Source organism: Rhodococcus qingshengii JCM 15477 (genome assembly GCF_023221595.1).
GTDB classification, from domain to species: Bacteria; Actinomycetota; Actinomycetes; order Mycobacteriales; family Mycobacteriaceae; genus Rhodococcus_F; species Rhodococcus_F qingshengii.
The window spans coordinates 3,643,525-3,663,981 of record NZ_CP096563.1 but is presented as its reverse complement, the minus strand read 5'-3'; the positions used below and the strand labels follow the sequence as shown (position 1 = coordinate 3,663,981).

The window sequence follows — 20,457 nt, the reverse complement described above, 5'->3', positions numbered from 1 at the left end:
GTCGCCGGTCGTGTCGGCAGCGCGGCATACACTCGATCTCGCTCCCAGACCTTCAGAGAGGCGCACGTGGCTGACTCGTTCGTACATCTTCACAATCACACCGAGTACTCGATGCTCGACGGTGCGGCCAAGGTCGGCGCCATGTTCGAGGAGGCCGCTCGTCTCGAAATGACCGCAGTCGGCATGACCGACCACGGAAACATGTACGGCGCCAGCCAGTTCTACAACGAGGCAAAGAGCGCCGGCATCAAGCCGATCATCGGCATCGAGGCCTACATCGCACCCGAGTCTCGCTTCAACACCAAGCGAGTTCTGTGGGGCGATCGCAGCCAGAAGTCCGACGACGTCTCCGGTAGCGGTGCGTACACCCACATGACGATGGTGGCCGAGAACGCGACCGGACTCCGCAACCTCTTCAAGCTGTCGTCGCTCGCGTCCATCGAGGGCCAGCTCGGTAAATGGCCACGGATGGACGAGGAGCTCATCGCCGCGCACGCCGAGGGCATCATCGCGACCACGGGTTGCCCGTCCGGTGAGATCCAGACCCGCCTTCGTCTCGGTCACGATCGCGAGGCTCTCGAAGCTGCCGCGAAGTGGCAGGAGATCTGGGGCCCGGACAACTTCTTCCTCGAACTGATGGATCACGGTCTCTCGATCGAGCGCCGTGTGCGAGAGGGTCTGCTCGACATCGGCAAGCAACTCGGTATTCCGCCACTTGCCACCAACGACTGCCATTACGTCACCAAGGACGCCGCCGAGAATCACGAGGCGCTGCTCTGCATTCAGACCGGCAAGACGCTCTCCGACCCCACTCGCTTCAAGTTCGACGGCGACGGCTACTACCTCAAGTCCGCTGCCGAGATGCGCGCCATCTGGGACAACGAGGTACCGGGGGCATGCGACAACACCGTTGCCATCGGCGAGCGTGTGCAGTCGTACGAGGACGTCTGGGCATTCCACGACCGGATGCCGATCTTCCCGGTCCCGGAGGGACACACGCAGCAGACCTTCCTGCGCGCCGAGGTGATGCGCGGACTCGATCGCCGCTTCCCGAGCGGACCGCCGCAGGAGTACCTCGCCCGCGCCGACTACGAGATCGGCGTCATCAACGAAATGGGCTTCCCGGCCTACTTCCTCGTGGTCGGCGACCTGATCAACCACGCCAAGGACGTCGGGATCCGTGTCGGGCCCGGCCGTGGATCGGCTGCCGGTTCGTTGGTGGCCTACGCGATGGGTATCACCAACATCGACCCCATCCCGTACGGGTTGCTGTTCGAGCGATTCCTCAACCCCGAGCGTGTGTCCATGCCCGATATCGATATCGACTTCGATGATCGCCGTCGCGGCGAGATGGTTCGCTACGCGACGGACAAGTGGGGCAACGACAAGGTCGCCCAGGTCATCACCTTCGGCACCATCAAGACCAAGGCTGCCATCAAGGACTCGGCTCGCGTCCAGTTCGGCAAGCCGGGCTTCGCCATCGCCGATCAGATCACCAAGGCACTCCCGCCGCCCATCATGGCCAAGGACATCTCTGTCTCCGGTATCACCGATCCGAAGCACGAGCGGTACAAGGAGGCCGTCGAGGTTCGAGCACTCATCGACTCCAGCCCGGACGTCGCGAAGATCTACAAGACTGCGGTGGGTCTGGAGGGGCTGATCCGTAACGCCGGTGTGCACGCCTGCGCGGTCATCATGTCGTCCGAACCGCTCACCGACGCAATCCCGGTCTGGAAGCGCGCCCAGGACGGCGCAATCATCACCGGGTGGGACTACCCCTCGTGTGAAGCCATCGGCCTGCTCAAGATGGACTTCCTCGGTCTGCGAAACCTCACGGTCATCGGCGACACGCTCGAGAACATCAAAGCCAACCGCGGCATCGACCTCGACCTCGACACTTTGCCGATGGACGATGCGGCAACATACGAACTGCTCGCCCGCGGCGACACTCTCGGTGTGTTCCAGCTCGACGGCGGCGGTATGCGCGAGTTGCTGAAACTGATGCAGCCCACCGGATTCGGCGACATCGTCGCCGCCTTGGCGCTGTATCGACCGGGACCGATGGGTGTGGACGCCCACATCTCGTACGCTAAGCGCAAGAACGCCTTGGAAGACGTCAAGCCGATTCACCCCGAATTGGAGGAGCCGCTCGCGGAGATCCTCTCGGAGACCTACGGCCTGATCATCTACCAGGAGCAGATCATGCAACTGGCGCAGAAGGTGGCCGGGTACACCCTGGGTCAGGCCGACTTGCTGCGTCGCGCCATGGGTAAGAAGAAGCTTTCCGAGCTGGAAAAGGCCTACGCCGGCTTCCGGCAGGGCATGTTGGACAACAACTTCAGCGAAGCCGCCATCAAGGCGCTGTGGGACACGGTCCTTCCCTTCGCCGGCTACGCGTTCAACAAGTCGCACTCCGCCGGCTACGGACTCGTGTCGTACTGGACTGCGTACCTCAAGGCGAACTACCCGGCCGAGTACATGGCGGGTCTGCTGACCTCCGTCGGTGACGACAAGGACAAGTCCGCGATCTACCTCGCAGACTGCCGCAAGTTGGGCATCACCGTTCTCCCGCCGGACGTCAACGAGTCACGCGTCGACTTCGCGACCGTCGGCGACGACATCCGTTTCGGTATGGGGTCGGTGCGCAACGTCGGCGCCAACGTCGTCGCCTCGATCATCAAGGCGCGCACCGAGAAGTCGAAGTTCACAGATTTCTCCGACTATCTCGGCAAGATCGACGCGATGGCTTGCAACAAGAAGGTCACCGAATCGCTCATCAAGGCCGGTGCTTTCGACTCGTTGGGTCATCCGCGCAAGGGCCTGATGTTGGTCCATGCCGACGCCATCGATTCCGTGATGAGCACCAAGAAGGCGGAGGCGATCGGACAGTTCGACCTCTTCGGCGGTGCCGAGGCGGACGAGTCGATCACCTCGGTGTTCGACGTCAAGATTCCTGACGAAGAGTGGGATTCCAAGCATCGCCTGGCGCTCGAACGAGAGATGCTGGGGCTGTATGTCTCCGGTCACCCGCTCAACGGCGTCGAGCACATTCTTCGCCAGCAGTCCGACACGTCCATCGCCGCGATTTTGGAAGGCGGCGTCCAGGACGGTGCCCAGGTAACTCTCGGCGGCATCATCGCCTCGGTGGACCGCCGGGTCAACAAGAACGGTCTGACCTGGTGCATCGTGCAGCTCGAAGATCTCGTGGGTGGAATCGAGGTGCTGTTCTTCCCGCAGGCGTACGCCGTGTACGGAATGGACATCGCCGAGGATGCCATCGTGTTGGTCAAGGCTCGCGTTTCGATCCGAGACGATCGGATGTCACTGATCGGCAACGACCTTGCGGTACCTGATATTTCGGCGATCGGGGTTGCGCGTCCGCTGTCGGTCTCGCTGCCGCTTCGGCAATGCACCAAGGACAAGCTCAGTGCTCTCAAGCAGGTGTTGACCAGGCATCCGGGGACGTCCGATGTCCATGTCCGACTGATCGGCGGAACCGAAATCAGCTTGTGGAAGGTCGACGACGTCCTTCGGGTCGAACCGTCCTCGGCACTGATGGGCGACCTGAAGGCATTGCTCGGACCGAGTTGCCTGACGGTCTGACCGCCGAGCGGACCTGAACCGAACGAAGGGACCTTGCTGCTGATGCAGCAAGGTCCCTTCGTGGTTCGCGGGAGTTCGGGGGAGTGCGGTGATCAGGTGGTGCGTGAGTAGTGCACGCGCCGTACCCACCACGTGACTACAGCGGCCGTTGCGGCAGTCAGTACGGCCACCTGCATCGACTGCGTGACGGCACCGGCGACGACGAACAGCACGAACCCGACCACGAGAGCTTCGATCTTGTACAGCGGCCACCGAGTTCCGGCCAGATCGACGCAATAGTCGGGGGAGGGGCGTGATTCGCGAGTGGAGATATCTGCGGTGGTCATCTCGTCCCTTTCTGATACGGCTGTTCGAAGCTGTGGTTTCAGAGTAGCCAGAGATGAGAGTTCGGGCAAGCGAACTTTATTGATCGGCAGCTCACTTAATCGATCAACCAGGGGAGTGCGCGGGCGACAGGCCTGGTCGGCGTGGTTCGGTGGCCAAGGTGCTCGAGTGGGTGTTCACTGGTACACATGCCAATCACAGGTGAGTACGAACCCAGTCCAGCGTCGTGGGCCGCCGATCAGGTCGCACGCATCGAGAACTCCGGTGGCACCGAGGGAAACGACATGAACGGCATGCCCGTCGTCGTTCTCACGACCATCGGGGCAAAGTCCGGCAAGGTCAGGAAGACGCCGCTGATGCGGGTCGAGCACGACGGTTCGTATGCCGTTGTGGCTTCGCTCGGTGGCGCCCCGAAGAATCCGGTCTGGTACTACAACGTCAAAGCCGACCCGCACGTCACGCTGCGTGACGCGACGCAGGTCTTCGACCTGGTTGCTCGGGAAGTCACCGGCGACGAGAAGGCGGTCTGGTGGGAGCGCGCTGTCGCTGCGTACCCCGACTACGCCGATTATCAGACGAAGACCGATCGTGAGATTCCGGTGTTCGTGCTCGAACCCAAGTAACCCCGCATTCCACAAGAAGCGCTGCATCAATCACAAGTAAATCGTCACTCCCGGGGGTCGGCGATCCCGACTCCCGTGAGTGTGTCATGGAGGTCTGATGAGTCCGAAAACCGTTGCAGATCAATTGGTTCAGCAGCTCGTTGACGCGGGTGTCAGTCGGATCTACGGCATTGTCGGTGACAGTCTCAATCCCATCGTCGATGCGGTTCGTCGCACCGGTGGTTCCGAGAAGGGCGGAATCGATTGGATACACGTCCGGCATGAGGAAGCAGCCGCCTTTGCGGCCGCAGCGGATGCCCAGATCACCGGAAAACTCGCAGTGTGTGCCGGATCCTGCGGTCCCGGAAACCTTCACCTGATCAACGGCCTGTACGACGCTCATCGTTCGGGCGCGCCGGTCCTCGCGATCGCCTCGCACATCCCCAGCGCCCAGATCGGAATGGGCTACTTTCAGGAAACGCATCCCGAGCGGATCTTCATCGAATGTTCGAGTTACACCGAACTCGTCAGCACGGCAGTCCAATCACCTCGCGTGGTGCAGTCGGCGATTCAGCATTCGGTGGCTCGAAACGGCGTCTCGGTGATCGTGCTTCCCGGGGACATCGCCGATTGTCCGGCAGAAGGCACCCCGCCGACGCTCGTCGAAACCCGAAGGCCGACAGTCGTTCCGGATGCCGGTGACGTCAAGGCGTTGGCAGATGTGATCAACGGCTCGCGTAAGGTTGCGATCTTCGCCGGCGCGGGCGTGCGAGATGCGCGCGCGGAGGTTCTGGCGTTGGCCGAAACCGTCGGCGCTCCCATCGGGCATTCACTGCGTGGCAAGGAATGGATCCAGTACGACAATCCATACGACGTCGGGATGACCGGATTGCTCGGTTACGGTGCGGCGCACGACGGTATCCACGGCGCCGATCTCCTGCTCCTGATCGGTACGGACTTTCCCTACGATCAGTTCTTGCCCGACGACGTTCGTACCGCTCAGATCGACATCGCGGCCGAGCGGTTGGGGCGTCGAACCAGCCTGGACCTGGCTGTGCACGGCGACGTCGCGAGCACCTTGAGCGCACTGATTCCGCAGCTCGATCGAAAGACCGACCGCGGGTTCCTGGAGGACACGCTCGCCAAGCACAACACTCTGATGACCAAAGTGGTTGGTGCATATACGGATCCGGTCAAGCAGCGCACGCCGATTCACCCCGAGTATGCGGCCTCGATCTTGGACGATCTGGCAGCCGACGACGCAATCTTCACCGCCGACACCGGGATGTGCAACGTGTGGACGGCGCGCTATCTCAATCCGAACGGATCGAGACGCTTCATCTCCTCGGCGCTGCACGGATCGATGTCCAATGCGCTCCCACACGCGATGGGTGCTGCATGGTCGAGTCCGGGGCGTCAGGTCATCTCGGTGTCGGGCGACGGTGGATTGTCGATGCTGCTCGGTGAGTTGGTCACCGTCGCGATGTACAAGTTGCCGGTCAAGATCGTGGTGTTCAACAACTCGACGCTCGGAATGGTCAAGCTCGAGATGCTGGTCGACGGCCTTCCGGATTTCGGGGTCGACGTGCCCGCGGTCGACTACGCGGCGGTTGCTGCTGCGCTCGGTATCTTTTCGCGCCGAATCGAGAATCCCGCGGATATCGAAGCGGGCCTACGCGCCGCGCTCGATCACGACGGTCCGGCCTTGGTTGATCTGGTGACCGATCCGCTGGCATTGTCGTTGCCGCCCACCATCACCGGTGGTCAGATGAAGGGCTTCGCTTTGGCGATGTCGAAGATGGTGATGAACGGCGGCGTCGGCGAGGCAGTACAGATGGCCAAGTCGAATCTGCGGAACGTGCCACGTCCCTCACAGTTGGATCCGCGCGGCTGACCTACCGCCACCCTGCCTCGCAGACCATGCGGGGCGGGGTGGTGGGAAGGTTGATCTCCGACGTGCGAAAATGGCGGGGTGTCTAACTCGCCCGATGTCGTAGTAACGAAGTCCACCGTCCCCGCGCTCGACGCGCAGGAGATCGACGCGGCCATCGAGCGAATTCAGCACGTCATTGCGGCGACGCCCCTGCAGTACAGCGATCGTCTTTCGGCGTTGACCGGGGCACACGTGTATCTCAAGCGTGAGGACCTCCAGGGCGTTCGTTCGTACAAGATTCGTGGCGCGTACAACCTGATCGCTCAGCTCAACGAGGCCGAACGCGGTGCCGGCGTAGTGACTGCCAGTGCCGGTAACCATGCGCAGGGTGTTGCTTTCGCGTGCCGAACGATGCAGATCAAGGGTCGGATCTACGTTCCGGCCAATACCCCCAAGCAGAAGCGTGATCGCATCCGCGCGCACGGTGGAGCGTTTGTCGAACTGTTCATGATCGGTGAGACCTATGACGCCGCAGCTGCTGCGGCCGCCGAGGACGTAGCCGAAACCGGCGCAACCATGGTTCCCCCGTTCGACGACGTGCGCACCGCTGCGGGGCAAGGAACCATCGCAGCGGAGATTCTCACGCAATTGGACGCCCCTCTCGACACGATCGTCGTGCCGGTCGGCGGCGGCGGTTGCATTGCGGGCATCGCCACCTACCTGCACGAACGGTCGCCCAAGACGTCGATCGTCGGGATCGAGCCGTCCGGTGCGGCGTCAATGACGGCCGCTCTTGTTGCCGGGGGCCCGGTGACTCTTCCCGACGTCGATCCATTTGTCGACGGCGCAGCGGTCAAGAGGATCGGCGATGTTCCCTACGAGGTCGTCTCACGTCTGGGTGCCGCCGTGGTGTCGCACGCGTCGTTGCCGCTCGTGGCTCGTCAACTTCAGACACGGTCCGGTTCGGGATCGTTTGTCGTCAATCAGATCGACGAGGGCGCTATCTGCACGGCGATGCTCGAGCTGTATCAGAGCGAGGGCATCATCGCCGAACCCGCGGGAGCGCTTTCCGTTGCGGCACTTCAGAATTTGACGTTCGAGCCGGGTTCGACCGTCGTGTGCCTGATCTCCGGTGGCAACAACGACGTCTCTCGTTACGGCGAAATCCTCGAGCGTTCGCTCGTTCACCTCGGGCTCAAGCACTACTTCCTGGTCGACTTTCCGCAGGAACCGGGAGCGCTCCGTCGCTTTCTCTCGGACGTGCTCGGGCCGGACGACGACATCGCGCTGTTCGAGTACGTCAAGCGAAACAATCGCGAGACGGGTGCCGCGTTGGTGGGTATCGAACTCGGTTCCGCCGACGGGTTGGCGGCGTTACTCGAGCGGATGGAGCGCGCGCCGATGCAGTCCGAGAGGCTCGAGCCGGGAAGCCCGGCGTACCGCTATCTGACGTAAGAGACGCCCCCGGTCAGGGCCGCAGTCGCTCGACCACCTGTCGATGCAGTTCGGGATCCGGCTGGGGGAGCCCGAGCATCGCCGCCAAATACAGGCCGTCGCCGACGAGTCGGATGATCTCGGCCTGCACAGGGTCGGCGATCTCGGTCTGAAGGCCCTTGTCCCAGCTCCGCATCACATGTGTGACGGCTTTCTGGATTTCGTCGTGTTGTCCGTCGACTGTTCTCAGTGCCGCGATGATCGACCGGAAGAGTGAGAGTTCTTCGCTTTCGTTCGCATCGGGGATCTGCAGATAGAACTCGGTGACCGTCGTACCGCCTGCTACGGCGTCTTCGAGTTGCTGATCCGAGCGTTCTCCGAGTCTGCGGACCATCGCCGCGAGCAGTGCTTCCTTGCTGGGGAAGTGATAGAGAAGTCCGCCCTTGGAAACCCCGGCTTCGGCGGCAACGCCTTCGAGCGTGACTTGGGCGACGCCGCTGACCAGCAGCAGCTTCTCCAGTGCGTCGAGAATTCGATCGCGAGTGTCGGCAGCCATGTGATGTGACCCTACCCGGAAATAACTTTACCGCTCGGACGGTTCACTGTTACCGTAGACCTACTGTACCGGCTGGACGGTGCAGTGAAGTCTTTTCGAAAGAACTCAGAGAAAGTCGCAGGGGAGCAATGTCAGTGTCGGCAGATACGTCTGCAATCAATCCCGACGAGGTTCGGGCGACAAAGCGTGACTGGGCGGGCTTGATAGTCCTTGCCTTTGCTGTGTTGCTCATCGCAGTCGACGGCACGGTGCTCGATCTTGCGCTTCCGTTCATCAGCGCCGACCTCGAACCGAGCAGCACGCAGTTGCTGTGGATCATCGACGTCTATTCGTTCGTGCTCGCCGGTCTGCTCATCACCATGGGTACGCTCGGCGACCGGATCGGTAGGCGAAAACTGCTCCTGATCGGCGCAGTCGGCTTCGGTCTCGCCTCGATCATCGCCGCTCTCGCTGTCAGTCCCGAGATGCTCATTGCCGCCCGCGTGCTGCAGGGTATTTCCGGTGCAACGCTGATGCCTGCCACCCTCGGTCTGATCCGCACGATCTTCGTCAACCCGCGTCAGCGCACCGAGGCGATCGGTGTCTGGGGCGCGATGGCCGGTGGCGGTACCGCGGCCGGCCCGTTGGTCGGTGGTTGGTTGCTCGAGCACTTCTGGTGGGGTTCGGTCTTCTTGATCAACATTCCGGTCATGATCGCGCTGGTTGTACTCGGCCCGATCCTGATCCCGGAGTCGAAGGACCCCAATCCGGGTCGATTCGACCTCATCAGCGCTGGTCTGTCGATGGCGACCATGTTGCCGCTGGTGTACGCGGTCAAGGAATCCGTGGTGCACGGCGTCAGCATCACGTTGCTGGTGATCGGCCTCGTTGGTCTCGCGGCGGGTTACGTGTTCGTGCGTCGTCAGCGGATGCTGAAGGATCCGATGTTGGATCTGAAGCTGTTTGCCAACGCGTCGTTCTCCACCGCCGTCATCACCAACCTGCTCTCGATCTTCGCGCTGGCAGGTGTCCTGTTCTTCGGCTCGCAGTACCTGCAGTTGGTGCTGGGTAACTCGGCGCTCGACGCCGGCCTGCTGATGCTCCCGGGTATGTTGCTCAGCGCATTCACCGCGGTTGCGGCAGCCTGGTTGATTCGCCGGTGGTCGGTGTCTCACGTGCTCAGCGCGGGCCTCGCGGTTGCCGGTATCGGTGCTGCGATGCTGCTCGCGCTCGGCGTCGACAGCGGCCCGTTGATGTTCGTGATCGGCTTCGGTCTGGCCGGTGCTGGTGTCGGTGTCGCGTTGACGTTGACATCGGATCTCGTGGTCAGTTCGGTGGAACCCGAACGCGCCGGCGCTGCTTCCGCTGTGTCGGAGACCGCGTACGAACTCGGCATCGCGCTCGGCGTGGCGATCCTGGGCAGCGTGGTGATGGCGATCTTCCGCAAGGGAATCGACACCTCGATGCTCGAAGCAGATCAGGCGCACGCTGCACAGGGCACACTCGGCGGTGCCCTGCAGGAAGCAACGTACCTACCTGGTGAACTCGGTTCGGTGCTTGCCGATTCCGCGAAGTCGGCGTTTGTCGACGGTATGCACGTTGCTGCCGGTGCAACAGCTTTGGTTCTGTTCGTCAGTGCCGCATTGGTGTTGAGGATGCTGCGGAGTACACCAGAGAACGCGAAGCGTTAATACCGGAATCTCGAGAGTTAGTCAGCTTTCGAGTACGACGAACGAGTGCCCCGGCACGGCGGTTGCGGACGCGGTCTCGTCCTGTGTCGGCGGATCCCACCAGAGGATGGGGGTTCCGCCGGCCGGGACCGAGGCCGCGTCCGTTCCCAGATTGCACACGATCTGTAATGCGCCGCGGCGCAGGGTGATCCACTGGTCGTCCTCGTCGTAGTCGACGTGCAGGTGCCCCAGCCAAGGGTCGGTGATCTCGATTCGCTTCCTGCGCAGGGCAAGTAGATCGCGATAGCAGGCCAGGACGCGAGCGCGTGTCTCGTCGTCTCGCTCGTCCCAGTCCAGTTTCGATCGCAGAAATGTCTGTGGGTCTTGCGGATCCGGAATGTCGTCACTGTTCCAGCCGTGCGCCGCGAACTCCGCTTTGCGGCCTTTGGCAGTGGCCTCGCCGAGTTCCGGTTCCGGATGCGAGGTGAAGAACTGGAACGGAGTGGTCGCTCCCCATTCCTCGCCCATGAACAGCATCGGCGTGTACGGCGATAGCAGGACCAGCGCCGCCTTGATCGCCAATTGTCCTGGCGTCAGATAGGCGCTCGGGCGGTCCCCGATCGCGCGGTTGCCGATCTGATCGTGGGTGCACGTGTATGCGAGCAGGGCGCTGGCGGGCTGATGCGTGATGTCGATCGGCCGGCCGTGAACCCGTCCACGGAACGAGGAATACGTTCCGGCGTGGAAGAAACCGCGCCGCAATGTATTTGCAAGGGATTCCAAGGATCCGAAGTCGGCGTAATAACCCTGGCGTTCGCCGGACACGGCCGTGTGAATGGTGTGGTGGATGTCGTCGTCCCACTGCGCGTCCAAGCCGAACCCGCCGGCCGCTCGTGGCGTGATCAGAGTGGCGTCGTTGAGATCGCTTTCGGCGATCAACGTGAGCGGTCGACCCAGATGAGCCGACAGTGTTTCCGTTCGGACGGCGAGTTCCTCGAGGATGTGCGTTCCGGTGTGATCGACCAACGCGTGGACGGCGTCGAGGCGTAGACCGTCGATGTGGAAATCGCGCATCCATCGCAGGGCATTCCCGATGATGTACTCGCGAACCTCGCCCGACTGCGGACCGCCGATGTTGATCGTTCGGCCCCAGGTGTTCGCTCCATCGGCAATGTAGGGGCCGAACTTTTCGAGGTAGTTGCCCGACGGGCCCAGGTGGTTGTAGACCACGTCAAGAATCACGCCGAGTCCGCGTTCGTGGGCCGCATTCACCAAGCGTTGCAATCCGTCCGGGCCACCGTAGATCTCGTGGACCGTGTACCAGAGCACACCGTCGTAGCCCCAGTTGTGAGTTCCGTTGAAGCCGTTGACCGGCATGATTTCCACGAAGCCGACGCCGAGGTCTACCAGGTGATCGAGACGTTCGATCGCGGCGTCGAATGTTCCTTCGGGGGTGAACGTTCCGATGTGCAGTTCGTAGACCGATGATCCTGGGAGTTGTCGTCCGGTCCACTGAGAGTCGGTCCAGGACGCCTCGTCGAGCTGATGCAACTGGGAGCGGAGATGCACGCCTTCGGGCTGGCGTGGTGAACGCGGATCCGGGAGTGTTTCACCGTCGACGACAAAGCCGTAGCGAGCGCGGTTGTCGCAGTCGACCTCGGCGCGCCACCACCCGTCGTCGGTCCGGTCCATCTCGTGCGTGATGCCGTCGACTTCGACCCGGACCGATTCCGGTGTGGGCGCCCAGACCTCGAATGTATGCACACGATCAGCATGCCTTGTTCGGCCGGATGTGGCAGCCCGGCGGGCTGGTTCCGTCGTCAAGGACTGTTTCTATCCGCAGGTGTTGCCGGACGGTGCAGACAGCGTGATCAGTTTCGGAGCGGGGGCGCTGCAGCATCCGCCCTCGGCTTTCCCTGTGTCGGTTTCTGCTGTGTCAGGTTCGTCGAAAATGCCTGCGCCGCCGCAGACTCCGGTCTCCGGAAGGACCAACTCGACGCGGGCCGCTGCTTCGTGATCGCCGGCGAGCTCGGCTGCGATGCTGCGAACCTGCTCGTAGCCGGTCATCGCCAGGAAGGTGGGTGCTCGGCCGTAGCTTTTCATTCCAGCCAAGTACACCCCCGGCTCCGGATGGCGAAGCTCCTTCGCGCCATGCGGGTAAACGGTGCCGCACGAGTGGACGTTCGGGTCGATCAGCGGAGCAAGCTCGACCGGTGCTTGTAAGACCGGGTCGAGGCCGAGTCGAATTTCCGAGAGCCAGGACAGATCGGGGCGGAAGCCGGTCAGCGTTATGACGTTGTCCACGTTCTCGATGCGATCACCCGCATCGGAGGCGAGTATGAGTTGTCCCGAAGGGGTAGTTGTCACCTCTGCGGTGCGGAAGCCGGTGACGACTCTCAACAGGCCATCCTCGACGGCCTTCTTTGCACGCAAGCCCAGGGCGCCGCGCGCGGGCAGTTCGTCAGCGTCGCCGCCTCCGAATGCAGAGCCGATGTTTCCTCGGCGGACCGCCCAGGTGATGCGGGTGCTCGGAGCCTGCTCCGCCAACCCTGACAGCGCAACGATCGCCGTCAGCGCGGAGTGGCCACTACCTGCGATGACGGTGTGCGTTCCGGCGAACTGTGCCCGCACTGCCGGATCGTCGAGATCGGGAACCCGGTACCGGATCGCAGTACCCACAGCGCCTTCGCCGAGTGCAGGAAGCCCTTCACCACCGAGCGGGTTGGGGGTGCCCCAGGTGCCGGACGCATCCACAACGGCCTGGGCGAACATCCGATCCTCGGTTCCGTCACGGCGGCGCAGGTGAATCGAGAGGGGTTCGCTGTCGCGTCCGGCGTCGACGACCAGGTCACGTCCGCGTCGAGCGACGCCGATCACCTCGGTGTCGAACTGGACCAGGTCGGCGAGGGCCGAGGCGAGTGGTTCGAGGTAGAGCTCGCGCCATTGCCGGCCGGTCGGATAGGTCTGCCCGTCGGGTGAGCTCCATCCATTCTGGTCGAGGAGTCGCCGCGCGGCGGGGGAGACGAGTTCGGACCACCGGGAGAACAGTCGAACGTGATTCCACTCGGAGATCGCAGCACCGGCTGTGGTTCCGCGCTCGAATACAAGGGGTGTGAGTCCGCGCTCGCGCAGTTCTGCTGCGGCTGCCAGGCCGATCGGGCCGGCCCCGATCACGACAACGGGTAGGGGGTTCATTTTCGTGCCTTTCATCGACGATTATCGATCTACGGGAACTGTATCGACGATCATCAATATAAGCAACCATCGACAGCTGTCGATATAGTGGAGAGATGACTTCGCTGCAGACTCCGACGGTACGAGTCGGAGATTCGGACCCGGATCAGATCCGTTCTTCCGTCCTCGCGCAGGGCGATGCCGATACCTACGCGCAGTGGTTCGCCTGCCTTGCCGAGCCGATGCGCGTCCGATTGCTTCACCGGGTAGCGAGCGCGGTCGGTGGTATTACCGTCGGAGCGCTCGCCGAGGCGTTGGGGATCGGGCAACCGACGGTGTCGCACCACCTGCGCAAGCTCGCCGATGTGGGTTTTGTGACCATGCGTAAGGAAGGGACGAGCACGGTCGTCGCGATGAGTCCGACGTGTTGCGTTGCCTTGCCGCAGGCGGCGGATGTGGTGATGGGAGTCCTTGCTCCGCGTCCGTGCTGCCCGAGTGATTTGCCCGACGATGTCTCTGTCCGGGCCATGATCGACGACGACTGGGATGCGGTTCGCCGTATTTACGGCGAGGGTATCGACACCCGAAATGCCACCTTTGCCGCTGAGGTCCCCTCGCGTGAGCATCTCCACGAACGGTGGCTGCCGCAGCATCGATGGGTGGCGACTATCGGGGGTGTTGTTGTCGGATGGGCTGCGTTGAGTCCGGTTTCCGAGCGTGACTGCTACCGCGGGGTTGCCGAGAACTCCGTGTACGTTGCGGACGGCATGCGTGGTCGTGGCGTCGGAAAGGCGTTGTTGCGCAAGCAAGTCATGGCCGCCGACGCCGACGGACTCTGGACTCTGCAGACGTCGATGTTCCCGGAGAGCCGTGCCTCCATCTCGCTCCATCATTCGGCCGGGTTTCGAACGGTCGGCCTTCGCGAGAAGATCGCCGAACTCGACGGCGTGTGGCGCGACACTGTTCTGCTCGAGCGTCGAACGGCGATCGCCGAGGGATGAGTCCGGGATCCGGCTGACCGGATGCCCGATTGCGCGTTGATTCGATATCTGTCAATATCGAAGAATGTCGAATCAAGAGCTGCCGGACTCCGAGGCTTGCTGCACCCCGCTCGTTCGTGAACCGTTGACCGAGGATTGGGCCGGCGACTTGTCTCGGATGTTCAAGGCCCTCGGCGATCCGGTTCGTCTCCGCTTGCTCAGCTTGGTGGCAAGTCACGAGGGTGGTGAAGCCTGCGTCTGCGACATCTCCGACTCGTTCGACTTGTCTCAGCCGACTATCTCGCATCACCTGAAGGTGTTGCGCCAGGCCGGGCTGCTCGATTGTGAACGACGCGGGACCTGGGTGTACTACTGGGTTATTCCGGCTGCGCTGCAACAGCTTTCCGCCGTTCTGCTGGTTGAAGGTGCGAGCGTGAGTGCCGCGGACGCTTGCGCTGAGGTCACCGCATGAGCAACACCGCTGCCACCACCGAACACCCCGAAGTCGTCGGAAAACTCTCCACCCTCGACCGCTATCTGGCGGTCTGGATCGGCGTGGCCATGGTCGTCGGCCTGCTGGTTGGACGCTGGATCCCCGGTGTGAACACTGCCCTGGACAAGGTGCAGATCGACGGCATCTCGCTACCGATCGCCCTCGGTCTGCTGATCATGATGTACCCGGTCCTGGCGAAGGTCCGCTTCGACCGCCTCGACACAGTCACCGGGGACAAGAAACTCCTCGCCGGCTCCCTGTTCCTGAACTGGGTTCTCGGCCCGGCGCTGATGTTCGCCCTCGCCTGGCTGTTTCTGCCTGACCTGCCGGAATACCGAACCGGTTTGATCATCGTCGGTCTCGCTCGGTGCATCGCGATGGTGATCATCTGGAACGACCTGGCCTGCGGAGACCGCGAAGCCGCCGCGGTGCTGGTCGCCATCAATTCGGTGTTCCAGGTGATCATGTTCGCCGTGCTCGGTTGGTTCTACCTCTCGGTCCTGCCCGGGTGGCTCGGCATCGAACAGACCACCATCGACACCTCGCCCTGGCAGATTGCGAAATCGGTCCTGATCTTCCTCGGTATCCCGCTGCTGGCAGGTTTTCTGTCCCGCTTCTTCGGCGAACGCGCCAAAGGCCGCGACTGGTACGACAACAAGTTCATCCCCAAGATCAGCCCCTGGGCGCTCTACGGTCTGCTGTTCACCATCGTCGTGCTCTTCTCGATGCAGGGCGAACAGATCACCTCCCAGCCTTGGGATGTCGTCCGGATCGCGCTGCCCTTGCTCGCGTACTTCGCGCTCATGTGGGGCGGAGGCTACATCCTCGGCGCCGCAATCGGATTGGGCTATGAACGCACCACGACCCTGGCGTTCACCGCCGCGGGCAACAACTTCGAACTCGCGATCGCGGTAGCCATCGCCACCTACGGCGCCACCTCGGGGCAAGCTCTTGCCGGTGTCGTCGGCCCGCTGATCGAGGTACCGGTGCTCGTCGGGCTGGTCTATGTCTCCCTTGCTCTACGCAAACGCTTTGCAGTCAAAGAGGTTTCATCCAGTCGAGAAAGAGCGAGGTCATGAGCAAACCATCGGTGTTGTTCGTCTGCGTCCACAATGCCGGTCGATCTCAGATGGCCGCGGGATTCCTGAGCCATCTCGCGGGCGACGCCATCGAGGTCCGTTCCGCCGGATCCGCACCCGCCGAGACCGTCAATTCGGCAGCGGTCGAGGCGATGGCAGAGCGCGGTATCGACATCTCAGCGCAGTCTCCGAAGATCCTCACTGTCGACGCCGTCCAGGATTCGGATGTCGTCATCACCATGGGCTGCGGCGACACGTGCCCGATCTTCCCCGGCAAGAGTTACCGAGACTGGGTTCTCGACGACCCGGCCGGACAGGGCCTTGAAGCAGTTCGCCCGATCCGTGACGAAATCGAGCGGCGCGTTCAAGCTCTGATCGACGAACTCACCACTGCCGCGAAGTCTTCCTGACCGATCGGGGACTCGACAGGATCATTCGCCCGCGGGCTCGATGTGTTCGGCACCGAGGACGGAGAGTCGGTATTCCTGTGCGTCCTGCTCGGTTTCGAAATCTTTCTCTTCGAGGAGATTCCGGTCGGCGTCGAGGTATCGGTAAGCAGTCATTCCTCCACCGTGTCACTGATGAACGATTCGTGCTCGGATACCGGTTCGATTTCGTCGACGGCTATTTGAATCAGCCTTCCGTAGCGCCGGATCAGATCCTCCGACGACAGTGAATCCTCACCGAGGAGTTCGAGCGTCCGCATGCCGGTGGCCAGTCCGAGCAGCAGTGAGACGACGATCTGGCTGCGTACCAAACCGGGCTCCGTGTCGCCGATGCGGCGCGCGATCCCGTGAACGTATCGTTGCTTGATCTCGGCCCGAGCGGCGGCCGGATCTGGCGCCTCGTGAACGTGTACTGCGAGCATTGCCCACGGATCGGTTTCGTCGGATTCTCTACGAGCGACAAGTTTCTCGACCAGTTGACAGCCGATGTCTCCGGTGGCGTCGGCATTCGGATCCTCGTCCATCGGAGGTGCGGACGGGATCGCAGCCGAGTACAGCCGAGCTTTGCTGCCGTAGATCTTCATGACCAGGGCAGGGGAGTAGCCGGCTGCGACCGCGATGTCCTTGATGGTCGTCGATGCGTAACCTCGTTCCGCGAACAAGGCTTTCGCTGCTGTGAGGATGCTGGCTTCGCCGCTGCTCATGTCGCTCGCCTCCGCCTCGATACCCGATCGCCATGCGTTCGGTTGCTTGTACTGGCGTTCATACTGTCGTCAACGGCTCGGCATCGACGGGTACGTCGAAATCGACGACGGTGGACTGCGCGATGACCGCTCTCTGACGAGCCAATGTGCCGTGTCCGCTCTCGGTCAGCGCGGTCAGGATGTACCGGCCGGATGTGGGAAGTGCGATTCCGTAGTGCCCGGTTCCGTCGGTGACCGTGGATGCGACGAATTCGCCGGTCGGTTTCGTGAGCGTGACGACGGTTCCCGAGGTTGTTCGGCCGCCGACTCCGACCTTGCCGGAGATGGTGAGGCGGTCACCGAGTTCGACGGTGTGCGTCGATTGCGCGCTGTCGAAGCTGATTACCTGTGATCTCGGGGACCAACCGTCGGCGCTCGTGACCACCAGGTACCGGCCGGGCCGGGGTAGGGCGAGGGAGAAGTTGCCCTCGTTGTCGGCGCGACTCCAGTCGATCGGTCGCCCCTCCATGTCCATCACGGTGACAACGGCCTGCCGGATCGGTCGGCTGTCGGCCCGGACCACATGACCGGCAACCACAATTTCCGTTTCGGACACGGCGGCGTCGGGAAGCTCGAACCCTTCCGGGGTCACCGGGCGAAGTGCCGCTTCCGGTTTTGCGCCGCGGCGAGGAATGAACGCAGCGGCAGCGGCAGCAGCCACGGCGGCGAGGGCGGCCAGCCAGAAGATGTTCTTGAAGGCGTCGATCGACGGAAGGCCCTCGCCCGGCCTGGACGGGATGACCATCGAAGTGAGCATGGCGGCAACCACCGCGCTGGACGTGGAAGTACCGACTGAGCGGAGCAGCGAATTGAGGCCGTTTGCCGACGCGGTTTCGGTAATCGGAACCGATCGCATGATCAGCATCGGCATCGCGGAGTAGGCGATTGCGGTTCCGATGCTGACCACCGCCGCGCTGATGATGATCAGTGCTATCGAACCGGTCAGGAACACTCGCGCGATGTAGGCGAGCGCGAGCACCGTGCCGCCGACGATCAGGGTGATCTTGGCTCCGAATCGCTTCGTGATGTTCGCGGAGACGGGCGCGAAGAAGACCATCGCGAGGCCTGCCGGAATCATGCACAGTCCGGCCGCCATCACGCCCAGTTCGAAGCCGTAGCCGGAGATCTTCGGCATCTGAAGTTGTTGGGTGGTGGAGAGGTTGTTCGCGTACATCGAGAAGCCGACGAGGATCGAGGCGACGTTGGTCAGCAGAACAGGCCGCTTGGCCGACGTTCGTAGATCGACCATCGGCTGGGTGACGCGAAGTTCGTAAGGGAACCACAATGCGAGAGTCACGATTCCGATGACGAACATCAGCAATGTCAGTTCGCTCGTCCATCCCCAACGGGCGCCCTTGGAGATGGCGAGGAGGATCGCCGTGAGTGCTGTCGAGAGCATGACCGCGCCCAGGAAGTCGAATTTGCCGCGGGTACGAACACTTGATTCCGGGACGACGACGGCTACCGCGATGATCAGCAGGACGCCCACGATCGCCGAGAGCCAGAAGATGGCGGGCCAGCCCAGATGCTCGAAGATCAACCCGGACAGCGGGAGCCCGAGTGCGCTGCCGATTCCGAGAGTGGCACTCATCAACGCTGTTGCCGACGCCACCTTCTCCTTGGGCAGTTCGTCGCGCATGATGCTGATTCCGACGGGGATCATCGAGATCGCGAAGCCCTGGAGACCACGTCCGATCAGCAGGGCGACAAAGTTGCCGCCGATCGCCGCGACCAGTGATCCGACCACGATCATCGTCATCGAGATCAGCATCATGCGTCGTTTTCCGAACATGTCTGCCAGGCGGGAGACGATCGGAGTGGCGACGGCACTCGTGAGGAGCGTGACTGTGACGAGCCAGGAGGCGTCGTCAGCGCTGACGCCGAGGATCTTCGGGAAATCGGGCAACAACGGAATGACCATCGTTTGTTGCAGCGCGACCACGGTGCCGGAAAGACAGAGAATTGCGGTAATGAGCCGACTTGAACGGCGAGTGGTCGGAGACGAGTGCAATGCCAAGAGACGGTCCTTCACGCGGCGATGGTGAACGGGAATTCACCCATGAGTGAACCACTGTTCACCCGTCACTGTCACCTTCGGTGAATATGCGATTTCTCACGACGGCAACTTGCCCCAGGGTTTCCGAGTCGGCATGGCGGGAACAACGTCAGTGGTTGGTCTGCGCCTGCGCGAGCGGGCAGCGAGGAGGAGTGATGCATGCCGAAGTGGGTGACCGTCTCCACGTCCAGGGGCGCGTTGTGGGGCAGGCGGAGGTAACTGCCGAGGTTCTCGAGGTGCACGGCGAGGACGGCGGTCCTCCCTATCTGGTCAGGTACGACAACGGCCACGAGGCGTTGGTGTTTCCCGGTAGCGACGGCTGGATAGACCACCCCGGAAAAGGCTCCTGAGCTGCACGATTCTTTCCATGCATGGTCGTTGCATCGAATGCGGCTAAAGTGTGCGCAATGGAGGGCAGACGCCAGTACCACTCCCGCGTGCGTGAAGCTTCCGCGCAGCGAACGCGTGAACTCATTCGTGATGCGGCGACGGCCTTGTTTGTTCGAGACGGGTATGTCAGTGCCACCGTCAAGCAGATTGCCGCCTCGGCCGGCGTCGCCGATCGGACGGTGTTCACAGCCTTCCCTGGCGGGAAACTCGAGATCTTCGAAGCGGCCCTCGCTGCGGCGCTCGATGCCGAAGAGGTTCCACTCGGCGCGCCGAACCTGGCCTCGGACCCCGATGACGTTCGCCGGATCGTCTCCCAGATCGTGGCTCAGGGCATCGGACTGCTCGAACGTGCCGGCGCTCTGATGATGGTCGCGGTCGAATCCTCGGGTGCGGATGCCGACATGCGTCGACTATCCGAGGAGTCGTCGGATCAGTCGGCCGTCAATGCGATGTCGATAGCCGAGGGTCTCTCCGAGCATGGCTTGTTGAGGCCTGAGATTTCGCTCGAGAAAGCTGCGGGCATACTTGCCGCTTTCGTCTCGCCTCAGCTTCATCAGCAATTGCGTCGGGTCAGTGGATGGGACGTCGATGCGTACCGAGGATGGCTCGAGTTCAACATTCGCCAGAATCTAATGTACTAATTGGTCTGTTTTCGTTAGCATGGCGAGGGTTTTTTATTCTCGGGAGGAATCGCCAGCGTGCCCTATGCCTTGTTCGGCCTCATCACGATGTTGCTGTGGATTTTCTGCATCGTCGACGCCATCACGAGAGATGACGCCTACATCCAGTACCTACCCAAGGTCGTCTGGATTCTGATCATCATCTTCCTTCCTACTTTGGGATCGGTTCTGTGGCTGGTGGTCGGGCGCGGACAGAACGCGCCCCGCGGATACGTCGGCCCAACCGGGTACGGCGAATACGAGCGCCCGGGACGTGCCGTTGCGCAGGATCCGGCGGCGGACGAAGCCTTCTTGCGTCAGTGCCGCGAGCGGGCGGAAGAGCAGCGTCGAATTGCCAAGCAGCAGCGCCGCGACGGCGACGCTGATCGGATGTGA

Annotated in this window: 19 protein-coding genes; 12 read left to right on the top strand and 7 right to left on the bottom strand. The window is 62.5% G+C overall.

Features of this window, described 5'->3' with window-relative positions:
• The first annotated feature begins 66 nt into the window (after positions 1 to 66).
• Complete coding sequence (gene dnaE / locus M0639_RS16630; RefSeq protein ID WP_003941755.1) at positions 67 to 3,603, top strand: DNA polymerase III subunit alpha; 3,537 nt, start codon at positions 67 to 69, stop codon at positions 3,601 to 3,603.
• Between the two features lie 92 nt (positions 3,604 to 3,695).
• On the opposite strand, the gene M0639_RS16625 is transcribed toward dnaE, so the two are convergent.
• Positions 3,696 to 3,929 (bottom strand): hypothetical protein, encoded by a 234-nt coding sequence (locus M0639_RS16625; protein WP_003941759.1) that lies wholly within the window; start codon positions 3,927 to 3,929, stop codon positions 3,696 to 3,698.
• 186 nt (positions 3,930 to 4,115) lie between these two features.
• On the opposite strand from M0639_RS16625, the gene M0639_RS16620 reads away from it, so the two are divergent.
• The 3 genes from M0639_RS16620 to ilvA all read left to right on the top strand — a co-directional run bounded on the left by M0639_RS16620 (position 4,116) and on the right by ilvA (position 7,857).
• The gene (locus M0639_RS16620; protein ID WP_003941666.1) at positions 4,116 to 4,550 is read left to right on the top strand and encodes a nitroreductase family deazaflavin-dependent oxidoreductase; all 435 of its coding nucleotides are present in this window, start codon (positions 4,116 to 4,118) and stop codon (positions 4,548 to 4,550) included.
• A 97-nt stretch (positions 4,551 to 4,647) separates the two neighbouring features.
• On the top strand, positions 4,648 to 6,423 hold the full coding sequence (locus M0639_RS16615) for a pyruvate dehydrogenase (RefSeq protein ID WP_020969844.1): 1,776 nt from the start codon (positions 4,648 to 4,650) through the stop codon (positions 6,421 to 6,423).
• 78 nt (positions 6,424 to 6,501) lie between these two features.
• A complete protein-coding gene (ilvA, locus tag M0639_RS16610) occupies positions 6,502 to 7,857 on the top strand; it encodes a threonine ammonia-lyase IlvA (RefSeq protein WP_007733150.1) in 1,356 nt (451 codons plus the stop codon).
• Positions 7,858 to 7,870: 13 nt separating this feature from the next.
• Here the strand turns inward: ilvA and M0639_RS16605 are convergent, their stop codons facing one another.
• On the bottom strand, positions 7,871 to 8,392 hold the full coding sequence (locus M0639_RS16605; RefSeq protein WP_007733148.1) for a TetR/AcrR family transcriptional regulator: 522 nt from the start codon (positions 8,390 to 8,392) through the stop codon (positions 7,871 to 7,873).
• Positions 8,393 to 8,520: 128 nt separating this feature from the next.
• Here M0639_RS16605 and M0639_RS16600 point away from each other — a divergent pair, with 128 nt between their 5' ends.
• Positions 8,521 to 10,062, top strand: coding sequence for an MFS transporter (locus M0639_RS16600; protein ID WP_042452853.1), 1,542 nt, complete (start codon positions 8,521 to 8,523; stop codon positions 10,060 to 10,062).
• A 21-nt stretch (positions 10,063 to 10,083) separates the two neighbouring features.
• Here M0639_RS16600 and treZ read toward each other — a convergent pair whose 3' ends face one another.
• Both treZ and M0639_RS16590 read right to left on the bottom strand, forming a co-directional pair.
• Positions 10,084 to 11,805 (bottom strand): malto-oligosyltrehalose trehalohydrolase, encoded by a 1,722-nt coding sequence (gene treZ, locus M0639_RS16595; protein WP_063316136.1) that lies wholly within the window; start codon positions 11,803 to 11,805, stop codon positions 10,084 to 10,086.
• A gap of 69 nt (positions 11,806 to 11,874) precedes the next feature.
• Entirely contained in the window at positions 11,875 to 13,236 is a 1,362-nt protein-coding gene (locus M0639_RS16590; protein WP_050655316.1) for an NAD(P)-binding domain-containing protein, read from the bottom strand.
• Between the two features lie 95 nt (positions 13,237 to 13,331).
• Between M0639_RS16590 and M0639_RS16585 the strand changes: the two genes are divergently transcribed.
• The 4 genes from M0639_RS16585 to M0639_RS16570 all read left to right on the top strand — a co-directional run bounded on the left by M0639_RS16585 (position 13,332) and on the right by M0639_RS16570 (position 16,177).
• Positions 13,332 to 14,216, top strand: a complete 885-nt coding sequence (locus tag M0639_RS16585; RefSeq protein ID WP_064075434.1) for a helix-turn-helix domain-containing GNAT family N-acetyltransferase — start codon at positions 13,332 to 13,334, stop codon at positions 14,214 to 14,216.
• A gap of 64 nt (positions 14,217 to 14,280) precedes the next feature.
• A complete protein-coding gene (locus M0639_RS16580) occupies positions 14,281 to 14,667 on the top strand; it encodes an ArsR/SmtB family transcription factor (RefSeq protein WP_003941739.1) in 387 nt (128 codons plus the stop codon).
• Positions 14,664 to 15,767 (top strand): ACR3 family arsenite efflux transporter, encoded by a 1,104-nt coding sequence (gene arsB / locus M0639_RS16575; RefSeq protein ID WP_064075433.1) that lies wholly within the window; start codon positions 14,664 to 14,666, stop codon positions 15,765 to 15,767. Before M0639_RS16580 ends, arsB begins: the two co-directional genes overlap by 4 nt.
• Positions 15,764 to 16,177 (top strand): arsenate reductase ArsC, encoded by a 414-nt coding sequence (locus tag M0639_RS16570; protein ID WP_054781566.1) that lies wholly within the window; start codon positions 15,764 to 15,766, stop codon positions 16,175 to 16,177. The genes arsB and M0639_RS16570 overlap by 4 nt, the downstream gene beginning before the upstream one ends.
• A 21-nt stretch (positions 16,178 to 16,198) precedes the next feature.
• Here M0639_RS16570 and M0639_RS34950 read toward each other — a convergent pair whose 3' ends face one another.
• The 3 genes from M0639_RS34950 to M0639_RS16560 are packed head-to-tail and all read right to left on the bottom strand — an operon-like array spanning position 16,199 to position 18,988.
• Positions 16,199 to 16,330, bottom strand: coding sequence for a hypothetical protein (locus M0639_RS34950; RefSeq protein WP_256933145.1), 132 nt, complete (start codon positions 16,328 to 16,330; stop codon positions 16,199 to 16,201).
• Positions 16,327 to 16,917 (bottom strand): TetR/AcrR family transcriptional regulator, encoded by a 591-nt coding sequence (locus M0639_RS16565; protein ID WP_003941800.1) that lies wholly within the window; start codon positions 16,915 to 16,917, stop codon positions 16,327 to 16,329. Before M0639_RS16565 ends, M0639_RS34950 begins: the two co-directional genes overlap by 4 nt.
• A gap of 58 nt (positions 16,918 to 16,975) precedes the next feature.
• Positions 16,976 to 18,988, bottom strand: a complete 2,013-nt coding sequence (locus tag M0639_RS16560) for an MFS transporter (RefSeq protein ID WP_064075432.1) — start codon at positions 18,986 to 18,988, stop codon at positions 16,976 to 16,978.
• Between the two features lie 179 nt (positions 18,989 to 19,167).
• On the opposite strand from M0639_RS16560, the gene M0639_RS16555 reads away from it, so the two are divergent.
• Genes M0639_RS16555 through M0639_RS16545 form a run of 3 tightly spaced genes read left to right on the top strand, consistent with a single transcriptional unit; the run spans position 19,168 to position 20,457 of the window.
• A complete protein-coding gene (locus tag M0639_RS16555; protein ID WP_003941743.1) occupies positions 19,168 to 19,362 on the top strand; it encodes a DUF1918 domain-containing protein in 195 nt (64 codons plus the stop codon).
• 57 nt (positions 19,363 to 19,419) lie between these two features.
• Complete coding sequence (locus tag M0639_RS16550) at positions 19,420 to 20,043, top strand: TetR/AcrR family transcriptional regulator (protein WP_030537114.1); 624 nt, start codon at positions 19,420 to 19,422, stop codon at positions 20,041 to 20,043.
• 57 nt (positions 20,044 to 20,100) lie between these two features.
• Positions 20,101 to 20,457: a PLD nuclease N-terminal domain-containing protein gene (locus M0639_RS16545; protein WP_003941757.1), complete on the top strand. Its 357-nt coding sequence runs from the start codon at positions 20,101 to 20,103 to the stop codon at positions 20,455 to 20,457.